Annotated in this window: 13 protein-coding genes and 1 pseudogene; 11 read left to right on the plus strand and 3 right to left on the minus strand. The window is 30.7% G+C overall.

The window, feature by feature from the left end; genetic code table 11:
- The first annotated feature begins 39 nt into the window (after positions 1-39).
- Positions 40-1,071, plus strand: coding sequence for an alpha/beta hydrolase (locus KA867_RS00300; RefSeq protein ID WP_210136677.1), 1,032 nt, complete (start codon positions 40-42; stop codon positions 1,069-1,071).
- A gap of 362 nt (positions 1,072-1,433) precedes the next feature.
- Here KA867_RS00300 and KA867_RS00305 read toward each other — a convergent pair whose 3' ends face one another.
- Positions 1,434-1,940 (minus strand): GNAT family N-acetyltransferase, encoded by a 507-nt coding sequence (locus KA867_RS00305; RefSeq protein WP_210136678.1) that lies wholly within the window; start codon positions 1,938-1,940, stop codon positions 1,434-1,436.
- A 121-nt stretch (positions 1,941-2,061) separates the two neighbouring features.
- Here KA867_RS00305 and KA867_RS00310 point away from each other — a divergent pair, with 121 nt between their 5' ends.
- The 5 genes and pseudogenes from KA867_RS00310 (at position 2,062) to KA867_RS00330 (ending at position 7,059) form a co-directional block, all read left to right on the plus strand.
- Complete coding sequence (locus KA867_RS00310; protein WP_210136679.1) at positions 2,062-2,979, plus strand: NAD-dependent epimerase/dehydratase family protein; 918 nt, start codon at positions 2,062-2,064, stop codon at positions 2,977-2,979.
- Positions 2,980-2,992: 13 nt separating this feature from the next.
- Positions 2,993-3,668 (plus strand): annotated as a pseudogene (locus KA867_RS00315) (response regulator transcription factor).
- Entirely contained in the window at positions 3,661-4,686 is a 1,026-nt protein-coding gene (locus KA867_RS00320; RefSeq protein ID WP_210136680.1) for a sensor histidine kinase, read from the plus strand. Before KA867_RS00315 ends, KA867_RS00320 begins: the two are co-directional and overlap by 8 nt.
- A gap of 734 nt (positions 4,687-5,420) precedes the next feature.
- Positions 5,421-6,038, plus strand: a complete 618-nt coding sequence (locus tag KA867_RS00325; RefSeq protein WP_019468170.1) for a DUF47 domain-containing protein — start codon at positions 5,421-5,423, stop codon at positions 6,036-6,038.
- A gap of 13 nt (positions 6,039-6,051) precedes the next feature.
- A complete protein-coding gene (locus tag KA867_RS00330) occupies positions 6,052-7,059 on the plus strand; it encodes an inorganic phosphate transporter (protein ID WP_210136681.1) in 1,008 nt (335 codons plus the stop codon).
- 589 nt (positions 7,060-7,648) lie between these two features.
- On the opposite strand, the gene KA867_RS00335 is transcribed toward KA867_RS00330, so the two are convergent.
- On the minus strand, positions 7,649-8,458 hold the full coding sequence (locus KA867_RS00335; RefSeq protein ID WP_210136682.1) for a CHAP domain-containing protein: 810 nt from the start codon (positions 8,456-8,458) through the stop codon (positions 7,649-7,651).
- 450 nt (positions 8,459-8,908) lie between these two features.
- Between KA867_RS00335 and KA867_RS00340 the strand changes: the two genes are divergently transcribed.
- The 5 genes from KA867_RS00340 to KA867_RS00360 all read left to right on the plus strand — a co-directional run bounded on the left by KA867_RS00340 (position 8,909) and on the right by KA867_RS00360 (position 14,423).
- Positions 8,909-9,571, plus strand: a complete 663-nt coding sequence (locus tag KA867_RS00340; protein WP_210136683.1) for a Bax inhibitor-1/YccA family protein — start codon at positions 8,909-8,911, stop codon at positions 9,569-9,571.
- A gap of 429 nt (positions 9,572-10,000) precedes the next feature.
- Positions 10,001-12,151 carry a helix-turn-helix transcriptional regulator gene (locus KA867_RS00345; RefSeq protein WP_210136684.1) on the plus strand — a complete coding sequence of 717 codons (2,151 nt, stop codon included), beginning with the start codon at positions 10,001-10,003 and terminating at the stop codon, positions 12,149-12,151.
- 166 nt (positions 12,152-12,317) lie between these two features.
- Complete coding sequence (locus tag KA867_RS00350; RefSeq protein WP_107386436.1) at positions 12,318-12,674, plus strand: transcriptional regulator, SarA/Rot family; 357 nt, start codon at positions 12,318-12,320, stop codon at positions 12,672-12,674.
- 527 nt (positions 12,675-13,201) lie between these two features.
- Entirely contained in the window at positions 13,202-13,918 is a 717-nt protein-coding gene (locus KA867_RS00355; protein ID WP_210136685.1) for a YebC/PmpR family DNA-binding transcriptional regulator, read from the plus strand.
- A 1-nt stretch (position 13,919) separates the two neighbouring features.
- Positions 13,920-14,423, plus strand: coding sequence for a cupin domain-containing protein (locus KA867_RS00360; protein ID WP_210136686.1), 504 nt, complete (start codon positions 13,920-13,922; stop codon positions 14,421-14,423).
- 71 nt (positions 14,424-14,494) lie between these two features.
- Here KA867_RS00360 and KA867_RS00365 read toward each other — a convergent pair whose 3' ends face one another.
- Complete coding sequence (locus KA867_RS00365; RefSeq protein ID WP_210136687.1) at positions 14,495-15,607, minus strand: 5-methyltetrahydropteroyltriglutamate--homocysteine S-methyltransferase; 1,113 nt, start codon at positions 15,605-15,607, stop codon at positions 14,495-14,497.
- Positions 15,608-15,743: the final 136 nt, after the last annotated feature.

Consider the following 15,743-nt stretch of genomic DNA (forward strand, 5'->3'; position numbering starts at 1 on the left):
TTTATTATGGTACAATGCTTCCGAAAGGAAAGGTAATCTATGAAGAAAAAACATAAATGGACCCTTATCACAACTTTTATCATTGTCACTGTTGTAGTAGTTATGGCAGTACTTTTAAAATTACAGTATGATAGACAAAACACGGGTAAAGTACACGAAAAAGTTCAAATTAATAATAAAAATGTGAATGCTTTTACAAATATCACCTATGGTAAAGGATTGCCAAATAGTCGACTTGATATATTAACTCCGAATGAATTAGATCAAGATAATAAACTTCCAGTAATTTTTTGGATGCATGGTGGAGGATTTATTGCAGGAGATAAACAATATAAAAACCCACTATTATCTAAGATTGCTGAGCAGGGATATATTGTGGTGAATATTAATTATGCACTTGCGCCAGATTTTAAATATCCTATGCAATTACAACAGATTGATCAAGCGGTGAGTTTTATTAAGAGAAATAAACATGAACTGCCTATTGATTTCAATCAAGTTATCTTTGGTGGTGATTCCGCAGGTGCACAATTATCAAGTCAATTCACAGCGATACAAACGAATGAATCTTTAAGAGAAGATATGGACTTTAAGCAACAATTCGAACCAGATCAGCTTAAAGCGGCCATCTTTTTTGGTGGATTTTATGACATGAAAACAGTTAGAGCAACAGAATTCCCCAGAATTCAACTCTTTATGGAAAGCTATACTGGGAAGCGAGATTGGGAACAACAATTTAAGTATATAAGTGAGATGTCTACTATCAACCAAGTTACAGAGGATTATCCTCCAACATTTTTATCAGTGGGTGATGCTGATCCATTTTATAGTCAGAACATTGAATTCTATAAAAAATTAAAGTCAACAGACGTACCAGTTGACACATTATTTTATGACGGTTCTCATAAATTGAGACATCAGTATCAATTTCATATGGAATTACCAGAATCGCAGCAAAACATGAAAGACGTCTTAAGATTTTTAAGTAGAAATACTACTTCTTCAGGTGTTGAAACGGAATATCAATCTGAAGATGCAAATCCAAATGGCGTTGAATTAAACCCGTACTAGGTTATCAATGGCTGACCATGTTTGAAACCAATAACCTCAACTTTATAAAGATTTTGAAATAAAAAACACTTTCGTTGAATACAAATGAGATGTATTCATACGGAAGTGTTTTTATAAATATTGAATAGATTCATATTTATTTGTTAGTTCATTTTGACTATACGTTTGGGAATGAAATAGAAGTATGTGGGGGTGACAATCAAAAGAAGTTGCTCGCTAAGTTTGTCTTGGTATCATATATAATTCTATAACGATTTTATTACTGGAATTTTCAAACAGAATGTGTTGTTATTTGGATAATTATCAAAAAACGATTAAACTACAATTAAGGAAAAATTTACTAACTTATTACATTTAATCTATTAAATTAGTAATTTGGCCATGATATATTTATTATAATAGCGACGATCAATAAACAATTTGTCTTTGAGTTCTCCTTCTACTTGATAGTTTGCACTTTTAAATAGATCAACAGCGGTCGAATTTTCGGGAACGACTTCAACTTCAATACGGTGAATGTCATGATTGAGACACCATGCTTCTATGGAATTAATTAATGATTGTCCTAATCCTTTTTCGCGATAATGCCTTATAACGCCCATAGAAAAATGTGCTTCATGTCGTGTACGTTCGAAATTTTCGGTAGTGACAATTGCAAATCCTACAAGTTCACCGTTGTTTTCTGCAATATAAATTGCATTAGAGGGAGAAGTTATATAATGTTCTAAAGTGGCGATAGCATCTGTATTAGAGGGCGCATATTCGCCAGGATTGTATATCAAATAATCAGATTCATCATAGATTGTACTTAATAGTTTTATAAAAGGTTCTATATCGTTGATACCAATTTCTCGAATTTGATGAACCATATATGTCCACTCCTCATTTCCAATTTTTAAAACTCAGTTATAGTATAACTTAACATCATTAACATGAATTTACTAGGGAATACTTAAAATAAGAAAAATATATGATAAAGGGTGTCGCATAATGAAACCAAATATATTGCTTGCGGGCGTCACAGGATATATAGGAAAGAATCTAATTGAATCCATTAAAGATGAAGGCGTCTTATACACATTGTCAAAGTATCCTAAAGAAAAAGAATATAAAGAAATTATTTGGCTTGAAAAGGATATTTATAACTATAATGATGTTTTAACTGCTATGGAAGATATAGACATTGCAATATTTTATTTAGATCCTACCAAGCATTCTGCTAAGCTAACACATGCAACTGCTAGGGATATCAATTTGATAGCCGCGGATAATTTTGGTAGAGCTACGGCAAAACAAGGTGTGAGCAAGATTATATATATTAGTGGTAGTCGTTTCGATGTTGAAACGAAAAGACGTTTATCGGCATATGGCACTGAAGTAGAAGAGACGACAGCACAAGTGGCACGCCCACATGTAGCAGTTGAGTTACAAACGTCAAAATACGATGATGTAAGAAGTGCGCTAAGTATACAATTACCGATGAATTGGACATTAAATCAAATGGTCACATATTATTTTAAATGGTTAGATGAAACGAAAGGAACATTATTACATACAGCAAAACAAGGAGATAATTTTATCGTTTATATGAAAAATAAGCGTAATCCTATACTAGTACTTCGTAAGGCGAAGACTGAAAAAGATATCATAACGTTGTATCTTGTAAGTGGTAGTATTGTAAAACCGAATTTAAAAAAACAAGGGAAATTAGAGTTTCGCAAATTAAAAGGCACACAACAAGTCATCGTACACCTGTTTGATTATATTCCGAAATTAACTTGGCCAATATATTATTTATTACAGTCACCTTTTCAAGATTTAATGATGAGAGGATTTGAAATTGATTGCCGTATTAAACATTACCAAGGTCGAATTAATTCTGGAGAAAATATAAAATATACAAAATAGTTGAGGTGAGCTTATGGAAATTTTATTAGTGGAAGATGATATGACTTTATTTAAAGAACTTAGTGAAGAGTTGGAACAGTGGGATTTTAATGTTAATGGTATCGATGATTTTAATCTTGTAATAGAGAAATTTCAAGCAGTGGAACCAGCAATCGTCATTATGGATGTTAAACTACCGAAATATGACGGATTTTACTGGACGAGAAAGATTCGAGAAATATCAAACACACCAATTTTATTTTTATCCTCAAGAGATAATCCAATGGATCAGGTAATGAGCATGGAATTAGGCGCAGACGACTATGTTCAAAAACCGTTTAACACGAATATTTTAATTGCTAAGCTACAAGCGATATATAGACGTGTTTATCAATTTAGTATAGATGAGAAAAGGGTCATAACTTGGCAAGAAGCGACACTCGATCTTACAAAGGATAGTATCAATAAAGATGATCAAGTCATATACTTATCTAAAACAGAAATGATTATTTTAGAGATGTTAGTAAAAAAAACAAGATACAATTGTAACCAGAGACACATTGATAACTGCACTTTGGGACGACGAAGCATTTGTCAGTGACAATACGTTAACTGTAAATGTGAATCGTTTAAGAAAGAAACTTGCAGATATAAATATGAAAGATGCAATTGAAACTAAAATCGGTAAGGGATACATGGCTCATGGATAGTATTAAATGGGTTTGGTTATTTCTCCGTTCACGGAAAAATTGGATATTTTGGTTACTCACTTTACAATTCATCTTTTTAGGTATTGCTTTTTTAGATTATGATTTAAATGTAAACAGTGTTTTATATATAATTATTTTAAATATAGGGTTAAGTTGTATTTTTTTAGTATTTACATACTTAAAAGAAGTTAAGTTTTATAAACACTTAGATGATAATATAGAACCCGAAGCGTTAAAGCATAAATCACTGGCAGATACGCCATTTCAACAAGAAATGTTAGAGTATTTATATGATCAAATTACGTCGCAAAAAAAATTAGTGACTGAGCAAAAACAACAAATTAAATCTACTGAAGCTGCGTTAACAGATTTCGTGCATGATATTAAGACGTCAGTCACTGCATTGAAATTATTGATTGAAAAAGAAAATGATGATAGTAGAAGGCGTGCACTACTATTTGAATGGACACGCATCAACGATATGTTAGATAAACATCTGTTTTTGACTCGATTAGAGTCACAAAATAAAGATATGTATTATGAATACGTGTATTTAAAACGTTTAGTTATTGATGAAATACAGATTACTAGATATATTAGCCAAGCGAAAGGCATTGATTTTGATCTTGAATTTGACGACAATTATAAAGTATATACAGATACGAAATGGTGTCGGATGATGATAAGACAAATTCTTTCTAATGCTATTAAATATAGTGAAAATAGCACAATTTTTATAAGTGGAAGGCTGATTCAAAACCATGTGACGTTGGAAATTAAAGATGAAGGTAGAGGAATAAGTAAAAAAGACTTACCAAGAATTTTTGATAAAGGTTTCACCTCAACGAAAAATCGTAATGAAACGACGTCTTCTGGTATAGGGCTATATCTTGTAAAAAATGTAAAAGAAAAATTAGCTATAACTGTTCATATCAATTCTGAAATCAATAAAGGAACGAAAGTACAGTTTGTTTTTCCAAACCAAAATGAAATTGTTGAAAGGTTATCTGATTATTGAAACTGTTCAAATGCAATGTGTGAAAAATGCGATGACAAATAAAAGTGTCTAAATATTGTATTTATCGGTTATAGCGGATTAAAATTTAGAAAAAAGTACAAAAATACGCAGCTTGAGACATGAATGACGTGCTTAGCGCCAAAGTGGCAATCCTAATTTTGCTAAAGGGATTGCCTTTTTTTGTGATTACTCATACTTACTGTAATAAAAGTGAGAAATATATTCACGTTTGACGTTATTGCGTATTAAATGAACCTTTGATCGAAATATTTATTTGCTTTTAATAAATTTAAAGATAAGCGTTACCTAGAAATGATTTTATGTCTGTTAATTTTGAGAAATATAGAAAAATAATTGTTGATTATAAATAGTAATTATGCAATTATTGCTATTGTGCGTTTTGATGTCTGAATTTATATATCATTTTTGAAAAATATAAATGCGACAGAACATTATACACACAATTATTAATTTAACGAAAATGTAATGTTAAGAATTTGTAAATTTAATTGTAGGATTGTTAAATTTGTGCTATTTTCAAATAAGGACAAATCAACATTTGTGAGATTTTTTAAACCTAATAAGCAAAGACTCATTTACATAATATTAATAAATCAAAAAAGTAATGGGTGTATTGTAAATCTTGCCAATTTTAATTTGTCTAGAAAAGAATGTAATTTTTTAAATTTATTGAAGGTGATTGTAATGGTCACTGTAAATGGAGGATTTTTTGAATGTTTAACAAGAAAAAAGATAAGTTCATGGTGAAACTTGAAGAAATGGTTTTCAACTTAGACCGTGCAGCAATTGAATTTGGGAAAATGGATTTTAATACACACTTAGACCTTAAAGCGTACTCAGATAACATTAAAACATACGAATCGCATGGTGATGAGCTTATGCATCAAGTGATTTCGGATTTAAACCAAACATTCATTACACCTATTGAACGTGAGGACATCCTCTCTTTATGTAACGCTATTGATGATGTTTTAGATGCAATTGAAGAAACATCAGCAATGTTTGAAATGTACTCTATAGAATATACAGATGAATATATGGCTGAATTTGTTGATAATATCCAAAAAGCTATTGCTGAAATGAAATTAGCAGTGGGCTTACTTGTCGATAAAAAATTATCTCACATGCGCATTCATTCTATTAATATTAAAGAATTTGAAACTAACTGTGATGGTATATTACGTCAGTCAATTAAACATATTTTTAACAGTGAAACTGATCCTATCACACTTATTAAAATCAAAGAGATCTATGAAAGTCTAGAAGAAATTGCCGATAAATGTCAAGCTGTAGCGAATAACTTTGAAACAATAATAATGAAAAATAGCTAAGGAGTCCTAACTTATGGAATATATTTTGATTATCACAGTAGCTATCGTTATTTTTTCTTTGATATTTGACTTTATCAATGGTTTCCATGATACAGCCAATGCCGTCGCTACTGCTGTTTCAACACGTGCATTAACTCCTAGAACTGCGATTATTTTGGCGTCAGTTATGAACTTTATTGGTGCATTAACATTTACTGGAGTTGCAAGTACGATAACAAAAGATATTGTAGACCCATTTAAATTAGAAAATGGTCTAGTTGTGGTTTTAGCTGCTATTTTAGCAGCAATTATTTGGAATTTAGTAACTTGGTTTTTTGGAATACCTAGTTCATCTTCACATGCATTAATTGGTTCAATCGCTGGTGCAGCAATTGCTTCACAAGGTACATTTGCTGTACTACACTATCAAGGCTTTACAAAAATAATAATTGTATTACTTTTATCACCAGTTATTGCGTTTTGTGTTGGTTTTATTATGTATTCAATTGTTAAAGTAGTTTTCAAAAATGCAAATCTTACGAAAGCAAATCGTAATTTTAGATTTTTCCAAATTTTCACTGCTTCATTACAATCATTTTCACATGGTACAAATGATGCACAAAAATCAATGGGTATTATTACTTTAGCGCTTATAGTTGCGAATATCCAAACAGGTACAAGCACCGAGCCTCAACTATGGGTTAAGGTTGCCTGTGCTACTGCGATGGGATTAGGTACAGCTGTCGGTGGTTGGAAAATCATCAAAACAGTTGGTGGAAATATAATGAAAATACGTCCAGCTAATGGTGCAGCAGCTGACTTATCTTCTGCTTTAACTATTTTTGTTGCGTCATCATTACATTTTCCACTTTCAACGACACATGTCGTATCTTCATCTATATTAGGTGTAGGTTCTTCTAACCGTATTAAAGGTGTGAAATGGAATACTGCACAACGTATGATTATTACTTGGGTAATCACATTACCTATTTCTGCAATATTAGCCGCTTTAATATATTTTGTAATCAATCTTGTTTTATAAGTATTAACAAGGGTTAGTCATAAATAACTAAATAAATTTAATAATGCGTTTAAGACCTACTTCTTATTCTCAAGATAAAGGACTAATCCATATACAATAGGATTGATTCTTTTAGTCTGCCGGCAAAATTCCTGATTTTGTCGGCAGTTTTTTGTGCGTGCTTTCCCTTGGGCATTTCCTTATACAGTAGTAATCGGTTGGTACACTTTCGCAGAAATCTACTCAACTCACTGGTGAAATTATAATATAAAATAAACAGTGGTGTTCTTTGTTATGTTGAATAAATCAATTGATAAAGGTGATTAATGAAATAGTTGAACAAAAGGAAGAAAAGGGAATGAAGCTAAAAATATATTTTAATTTAAATGAGAGAATAGTACAGGATTAACTCATAAATATATTCATCTAACATGATCACAACTTTGATGAAGGTAGTACATACTTATCTAATCAAAACAATGAATCGAATGATGAAAATTGAGCAAAAGAAAACGTCAATTTCTATATGTTTCCATAGAAATTGACGTATATTTGTTTGATGAAGAGGTTTAAGTCCTTCCTCTTTTTTTAATCATTCATTTTGATTATCTTAATGAATATAATTATAGCTAGAAGCAGTAGATGATGGAATTGTGCGATAATCTACTGTACCTGGAGGTGTATTATAATTCATTTCTGATATTAAAATACTGCCATCAGGATTAACTTGCTCAACATATGCAACGTGACCAATTGGACCTTCATAATTTTGCATGATAGAACCAGCAGTTGGTGTGTTGTTTACTGTATAGCCGTCTGCTGCAGCATTGTTAGCCCAGTGATCAGCGTTCCACCAATATGTACTAATTGGTTGTCCAGTTTCTGCTCTACGGTTAAATACATGCCATGTACATTGACCCCAATCATATAAATTAGCGTCACTAGCAGAATTATTACCTGTAGAAGGTGTTTGTGTAGCAGTGTTACCAGAACCACCTGAACCGCCAACACTTGATCCACTTGGAATTGTAAGTGATTGACCAGGATGGATTAAGTAACCATTTAGATTATTTTCTGACATTAATGCATCTACTGAAACACCGTAATTGTTAGCAATGATGTTTAATGATTCACCAGATTTAACTGTATGTGAAGATCCACCTGATGTTTGTGAAGAAGTGTTTGAACTTGAACTTTGACCACTTCCACCAATTTCGATAACTTGTCCCGGAAATACCATATTGTTATCGAGGTTATTGTTTTGTTTAATCTCATCTACTGAAACACCATATTGTTCAGAGATTGTCCATAGTGACTCACCTGATTGTACTGTATGTTGTGTTGATGCTTCAGCTTCATGGTTAGCAATAAATGCTGCTGCACCTGAAGCAGCGGTTACTGCAAATGCGAACTTTTTCAAAAGAACTCCTCCTCACACCTATATAAATAACTCATTTTAAATTATATATATCTGTTTGATTTTCTTTATTTGAATTCATGTTACATACTAACAAAAAATAGGCGACTTGTGTTTATTGTTATAGAGATGTAACATTATTAACATTTTAGATTGTTAGGGTGTAAACATAACAAATACTTTTGTTATGGACTTTAAACGGGGTTTGAGTTTTGGAATTCATTTAAAAATTATTACTTTGTAACATTTGAAAATGTGTAAATTTCAATTAACTTAAATATCTTTTTAGAATTGATAATAAAATGTTTGATTTAACTTGGAATAGTGAAAATAAAAGTAATACATTTAATCAAAAACAAAACTATAACGACGTTTAAGCACTTTGATTATACGAATTAGTAAATTAATTTCAATTAATGTGTAAAACGTTATAACATCTAAGGAGTGAATTGGTTGGCTGAATCAACACAACAAATTAATCAAAAACAATCTAAATCAAAAAAGGACAAATCCCAATCTCGTGCGTATGGTAAAGTATGGTTATTCTTTGTTTATTATTGGATTATTTTTGGTATTGGCTGTTATTTTGGACAGTTTTTACCTATGGAATGGAGAAAGCCACTATCTATCGTCTTACTCGTATTAGTATTATTCACAGTTTTAACAAATCGTGCACGTAAGTATGGATTGGTTATTTCACATATATATGCAATAGTTGTCGGCTTATTGTCTTATGCTACATTTACAGCTTATTTGCAAAACTTAGGGCCAGAAGTGTTTTATAAAAATGTGTTACTAGCAATAGGTGCTTTTATCGCATTTGGTATAATTGGCTATTTCATTGTCGATAACGCTTCAGGTATGGGTAAATACTTATTTGTTACGTTAGTCGCACTGATTGTTGCTGGAATCATCGGTATGTTTGTGCATAATCCAATATTCCATACAATCATTACAGTAGTAGGTTTATTGTTATTCTTATTATATACTATATATGATTTTAATCGTATGAAACGTGGTCAGTTTTCTCCACGAGAAATGGGATTCAACTTATTCATCAATTTATTACACATTATCAAATATGTGTTAAGACTAGCGAACAAATTCAAAAAATAATATATAAGATTAAAAATTTAAAAACCGTAACTGAATTTTATAAAAATTCAGTTACGGTTTTTTAGTTTATTGCTTTTCCTTAATCTTTATTGTTGCTATTACTTCAGCAAGATCATTGAATAATATTAAGGTTACATAAGATTGTCATGTCACGACAGGTTTAATTTATGATCATGCAATAATGTGATATAACAACTTATTTTATCATTAATAAAATATAAAAAGTTTAGAATTAAGGACGATGAATGAAAAATTATGTTGACAAATTAAATTATTATATTCAAAATTATGTAATGATAAAACATGTACTTTGAAACTAAAACAGTGAATGTTCTAATTTCAAAAGATGCAAATATTAAAGAAATAATCATTTTTATAAAAATGATTTAATGTGTGTGGTGTGTAACTGAATATGAGAGAGGTTGGAATATGGAAGTACAGTGCTTAAATATTATTTCTAATAAATTTTATCCTACTAAACGTGTAACAGATGGCCTACTACTATTATTGCCAATAAAGGGAGTATTAGAGATTCAACAATTTACCGCTAATGTAAAAATTGATACAGAAATATTAATCGTAAACCATACAGAAATTTTTAGTATTAAACGAAATGAAACAACGATTTTATTATATATTGCGAGTGATTGGTTTTTAGAACGAGGTTATCCATTTTTTGATTGTCAATATACCTCTAAATTGATTCAATCTACAGCACAATTAACTAAATCTTTAATAGAGTTAACGAAACACTACTTAAATCATACATTAAGTTGGGATATTTATGAAAATTACATGGTCAAGATTGTTGAAATTATTGCTAATGAAGCTAAAGTAGATTCGAACTATTTACCTCAGCAAACAGACAACGCGTACTTTGGTATTACTGGGGAAATACTTGATTATGTGAATCATAATTTGAAACAACCATTAACGTTAAAATCAATTGCCAATCATATTTTTATTTCACAATCAAATATATCCAGTCAATTTCATAGTAAGTTGGATATGAATTTTAAAACTTATGTGGATACCTTAAAATTGGCGACATCTATGAAAGAGTTATTGAATGATCAATATACCATTGGAGAAATATCTGACTTATACGGTTTTAGTAGTGCAGCACTTTACAGTAAAAAATTTAAACAATATTACGGTTATACACCCAATCAATATCGTAAGCTTACGAAATACAATAAGCATTTATATTATCCTTATGAAACATTGGATGACACATTTAAAGATCAAGTAAAATCTCAACTTACTAAAAAACTAGAAAATAGTGATGTGCAAAACAATGAAATTACTATTTGCTCTGATTATTTTTCCGATAATCGCAACTCATCTATAATCATTCAAATTTATACAATAACAGAGTTGTACCAATTGTATACTGTTCCTAAAATGAGTTATTTGATTGAAAATGACAATCAGGTTTATATTTATTGCAATATCAACGTCAAAGTTTTTCAAAAATACATTTCTGAACAACAAACATATAAAGCGATTGATTTTATCATAAAAAACAATGCAAATTTGGTACTTCAAGTTTATGAAAGTCAAGACATTGAAATATATATAAATCAGATTTGTAGACCTTATTTGACTTATTTACAAACTAGCACAAACTTCAATAAGGATTTGCTTAATAAGATAAGTTATTGTTTTGACTTAAGTACAATGCCGATAAAAGAGATTTATCGTAATATTATCAAAATCAGACAGTTTAGAGAAAATGTGAAATTTGGTATTGATATTACTCAATTATTTAATGAACCTGATACTTTTAAAATGTTGGAAGTACAGTTAAAGAGAATTGGCTTTGATTACTATTGTGTAGATAATCAAAAGCTTTCAATACCAAATTTAAATGATTCTCATGAAATGTTGTTGACGAAAGAAATCTTTAAATTTAATTATATAAGAAAAATAATGTCAGAAATGTGTTTGGAGGAAAGGCGTTACTTTTTATTAAATGTAAGAAATAATTTTTTAGTGCATGATGAGTCAATGAATATTATCGAAAGTCCACCATTGTTAGTCGGCGTTTTTAAAAGAATATTAAAACATTTTTCAGGTATCGGTGTAGACCTGATACAGCAAATGAACGGCAAAGAAACTTTATATTTATATGATAAAAATGGTTTCCGTACACTGGTAGGAAATATGTTTCATCGTTTGATAGAAAAAACACGCTATAAAGTTTATGAACATGATTTTTATACTATTATTGACCAAATAGATAAAATTAGCGTTTATATTAGTGATTGGCAAATTATGGAAAATGAAGTATCGAATCATCATGCGACAAAAATGTCGTTTAATATAAATTTTAAAGATTTAAAGTTTAGAAAAAAGCATTTAATTTTTAAAGAGACTTATAACAATGTGCATGGAAATATCAATTGTGTAATACCATGCAATTTACGTGAGAAATACCAATGGTCTGATTTATTTATAGAAAAAATTGAAGCATATAATAAGCCGCTAATTAGCGTGTTTGAACATCCATTTAATGACAAATCTTTAAGTGTAGCTATCGATTATAACACTGTACACATTATTGATATTTATAAATGAGTATTTAAATTCGAAATATATAATCAATTCAACATGTTTTGTAAAATTTAATTTACTGGCGTTCGTAATAATGACAAAGCTATAAAAATAAATGATAAAGACAGAGTTACTTTTTTTAGAGATAATGAAATTGTATTGCTTACTAGCGTTTGGAGGTGTAGCAACAATGACTGATGAAAAGAAGGCACAGTTATTAAAAATTTATAAAAAATACAATAGAGTAATGTCATATATAGAAAATAAATATAAATTAACAATGAATGATATTGCGATTTTGGAAATAATACAACAAAATTGTAGACAGCAAAACATGCTGATGCAACCATTTTTAAAAATTGCGACGACTGAACTCGATTTGAGCCGAACAAAAGTGTTAGCATCAATTCGACGATTAATTAACCAAGATCGGGTAAGCAAATTACGTTCAACAAAAGATGAGAGAAAAGTATTTTTATCGATGACTGAGGAGAATAATACGAAGTATCAAACTTTGTTAGATGAAATCGAAGCACAGGTAGACTAAAATATTAAAAAATGCATAATTACATAAAAATAGCGCAGTATTAAGTTACGAATATTAAAGATTATAACGGTACTGCGTGAACGAATATGAGATATTAATCTCATACGCGATATAAAGGGACTTTTCCATATTTTGTGGATTAGTCCTTTTTACGATTGAAATGACATCATATTAATCGCGTTTATGTGACTAGGTGTAGCCTGGAATTGTAATTCATTGACGCAAGCAGGTTTCAAATTCACTTTAAAATATGTACTTAAGTGCAAAAATACACTATGTATACTATAAAATTACTATCATACAACTTTAAAATGAGATATTTATTAATTTAAATCAACCTATTTGATTGGAAGCTTTGTGATAAACTGTCAACGTACACTTTAAATAAATGACAAAATAGTTAAGTTAATGCGAGAACATCAATAAAAAATACAAGCAAAGTAGCATGTTTATCTATGTGATATAATGAAAATATTGTATAATATGATGTACTGATATACGCATTAAATAGAAAGTGAGATGAAATGATGGGACGTAAGTGGAATAATATTAAAGAGAAAAAGGCCCAAAAAGATAAGAATACGAGTAGAATTTATGCTAAATTTGGTAAAGAAATCTATGTAGCAGCTAAATCTGGTGAACCCGATCCAGTATCAAACCAAGCCTTAAGATTAACATTAGAAAGAGCAAAAACATATTCTGTGCCTAACCATATTATAGATAAAGCTATTGAAAAAGCTAAGGGTGGCGGCGAAGAAAATTACGATGAGTTGCGATATGAAGGATTTGGCCCGAATGGTTCAATGATAATTGTAGATGCGCTTACGGATAATGTTAATAGAACCGCATCTGATGTTCGTGCCGCATTTGGTAAAAATGGTGGCAATATGGGTGTTTCTGGATCTGTTGCTTATATGTTTGAACATACTGCAGTATTTGGTGTTGAAGACAAGCCAGCGGATGATATCTTAGAAAGTTTAATGGAACAAGAGATAGATGTTAGAGATGTCATTGACGAAGATGGTTTAACCATTGTATATGCTGAGCCTGATCAATTTGCGCAAGTACAAGATGCATTACGTGCATCAGGTGTTGAAACATTTAAAGTAGCGGAGTTCGAAATGTTACCACAGTCAGATATTGAATTATCGGCAGAAGATCAGGAAACATTCGAACAATTAATTGAAGCATTAGAAGATTTAGAAGATGTACAAAATGTATTTCATAATGTGGATTTGAAATAACATGGAGAAAAATCAAGAAGTACAAAAATGGATTGAACAATTACAATTACATCCGCATCCTGAAGGTGGGTATTACAAAGAGACTATAAAAGCGATACCTGATAACTCAAATCAAAGGTCGGCTTATTCGAGTATATATTTTCTTTTAACGCATGATAATATATCACATTTTCATCGAATAGATGCCGATGAAATCTGGTATTACCATGCAGGCGCTTCTTTAACTGTTCACATGATATACCCAGACGGCAGCTATCAAAAAGTAACCGTAGGTCCTCATATCGAAAATGGTGATGTATTGCAACATGTAGTTCCAAAAGGTACGATTTTTGCATCGTCTATTGAAGATTGTGCTGGCTATGCACTTGTGGGTTGTATGTGCCATCCAGCATTTGAATTTAAACATTTTGAGTTATTGAGTAAAGAATGGTTAAACGAAACTTACCCAGAGTTAAAACAAACTAACGATCGTTATGCTTTATCATCAATGGACATTAATAGTTAAATATAAAAACAAACTCGTGTTACTTTCTCATTAAAATGGTTGTGAAAGTAACACGAGCTTTTTTGTTAATATTATTTTGAAGTACCAAAAACTTCGTTAGCGATTTCAACAATATAAGCTAACTTTTTCCATTGTTCTTCTTCTGTCAATTTATTGCCTTCTTCTGTAGAAGCAAAGCCGCATTGCGGACTTAGACAAATTTGTTCCAAATCTATATAATTTTGTGCTTCTTTTACACGTTTTAAAATAGTATCTTTATCTTCTAGTTCACCGTTTTTTGAAGTGAATAATCCCAATACTGCAAATGAACGGTCTTTTGGGAAAAATCTTAAGGGTTCGAAATCACCTGAACGATTATCGTCATATTCTAAGAAGAAACCATCTAATTGTTCTTTGAATAGATATGGAGCGATTGGTTCATAACCACCAGAAATAGCCCAGGTAGATTGATAATTTCCACGACAAATATGTGTTGTGATTAATAAATCTTCTGGTAAATCACTGATTGCTTCATTAATCACTTTATAGGCAAGTTGACGTGCAACTTCTTTTTCTGATTCACTTCTATCACGCCCACGTGTGTTTTGTGTTCCTGATGTTAAGTTTGCCCAATACACATCGTCTAGTTGAATATAACGTGCACCAAGCTCATAGAATTTAAGTAAACTATCATGATAAGCCTTTGCTACATCATGTGCAAAATCATTGATGTCAGGATATAATTCTTCGTTTAAAATATTAGGGTGGAATAATTGGTTTGGACTTGGAATAGAAACTTTTGCTGTTGCACGACCATTTACCTTATCATATAAAAATTTAAAGTGTTCAAAATGGGGGTGATTTGGATTGAACGCAACTTTATCAACCACTTTGACGTTGTGATTTCTAGTTTCCACACCTTCAAATGTTAAACCTCGCTCAGATGTGTAACCTTCAACACCATTCAAGTTTTCTAAGAAATCAAAATGCCACCAACTTCTGCGGAATTCACCATCAGTAATACTATGTAAACCAATTTCTAGTTGTTTATCTATGATGCGTTCAATTTCTTCATCTTCTATATTTTTTAAAGTTTGTGCATCTATTTCGTTGTTTTGATAATCTTTGCGTGCATCTTTTAAGCGTTTTGGACGTAGTAAACTTCCTACGTGATCCGCTCTAAATGGTCTTTGTGTCGTTGACATATGGCTATCTCCCTTTTTAAAGAATTTTCTGAAAAATATATTAAAAATTTAACAAAATTCTCAACAATTGTCAATTTCGCTTTTACGCTATGAAATATAGTACAATAAAAATAATTATCTAATCACTATTAATTAA

This window comes from Staphylococcus sp. GDH8C109P, from assembly GCF_017893405.1.
GTDB classification, from domain to species: domain Bacteria; phylum Bacillota; class Bacilli; order Staphylococcales; family Staphylococcaceae; genus Staphylococcus; species Staphylococcus cohnii.

Coding starts and splice junctions, on each gene's coding strand:
- KA867_RS00365 (WP_210136687.1), bottom strand. CDS start 15,607: ATGTCAACGACACAAAGACCATTTAGAGCGGATCACGTAGGAAGTTTA.
- KA867_RS00330 (WP_210136681.1), top strand. CDS start 6,052: ATGGAATATATTTTGATTATCACAGTAGCTATCGTTATTTTTTCTTTG.
- KA867_RS00310 (WP_210136679.1), top strand. CDS start 2,062: ATGAAACCAAATATATTGCTTGCGGGCGTCACAGGATATATAGGAAAG.
- KA867_RS00355 (WP_210136685.1), top strand. CDS start 13,202: ATGGGACGTAAGTGGAATAATATTAAAGAGAAAAAGGCCCAAAAAGAT.
- KA867_RS00300 (WP_210136677.1), top strand. CDS start 40: ATGAAGAAAAAACATAAATGGACCCTTATCACAACTTTTATCATTGTC.
- KA867_RS00325 (WP_019468170.1), top strand. CDS start 5,421: ATGTTTAACAAGAAAAAAGATAAGTTCATGGTGAAACTTGAAGAAATG.
- KA867_RS00320 (WP_210136680.1), top strand. CDS start 3,661: ATGGATAGTATTAAATGGGTTTGGTTATTTCTCCGTTCACGGAAAAAT.
- KA867_RS00360 (WP_210136686.1), top strand. CDS start 13,920: ATGGAGAAAAATCAAGAAGTACAAAAATGGATTGAACAATTACAATTA.
- KA867_RS00305 (WP_210136678.1), bottom strand. CDS start 1,940: ATGGTTCATCAAATTCGAGAAATTGGTATCAACGATATAGAACCTTTT.
- KA867_RS00350 (WP_107386436.1), top strand. CDS start 12,318: ATGACTGATGAAAAGAAGGCACAGTTATTAAAAATTTATAAAAAATAC.
- KA867_RS00345 (WP_210136684.1), top strand. CDS start 10,001: ATGGAAGTACAGTGCTTAAATATTATTTCTAATAAATTTTATCCTACT.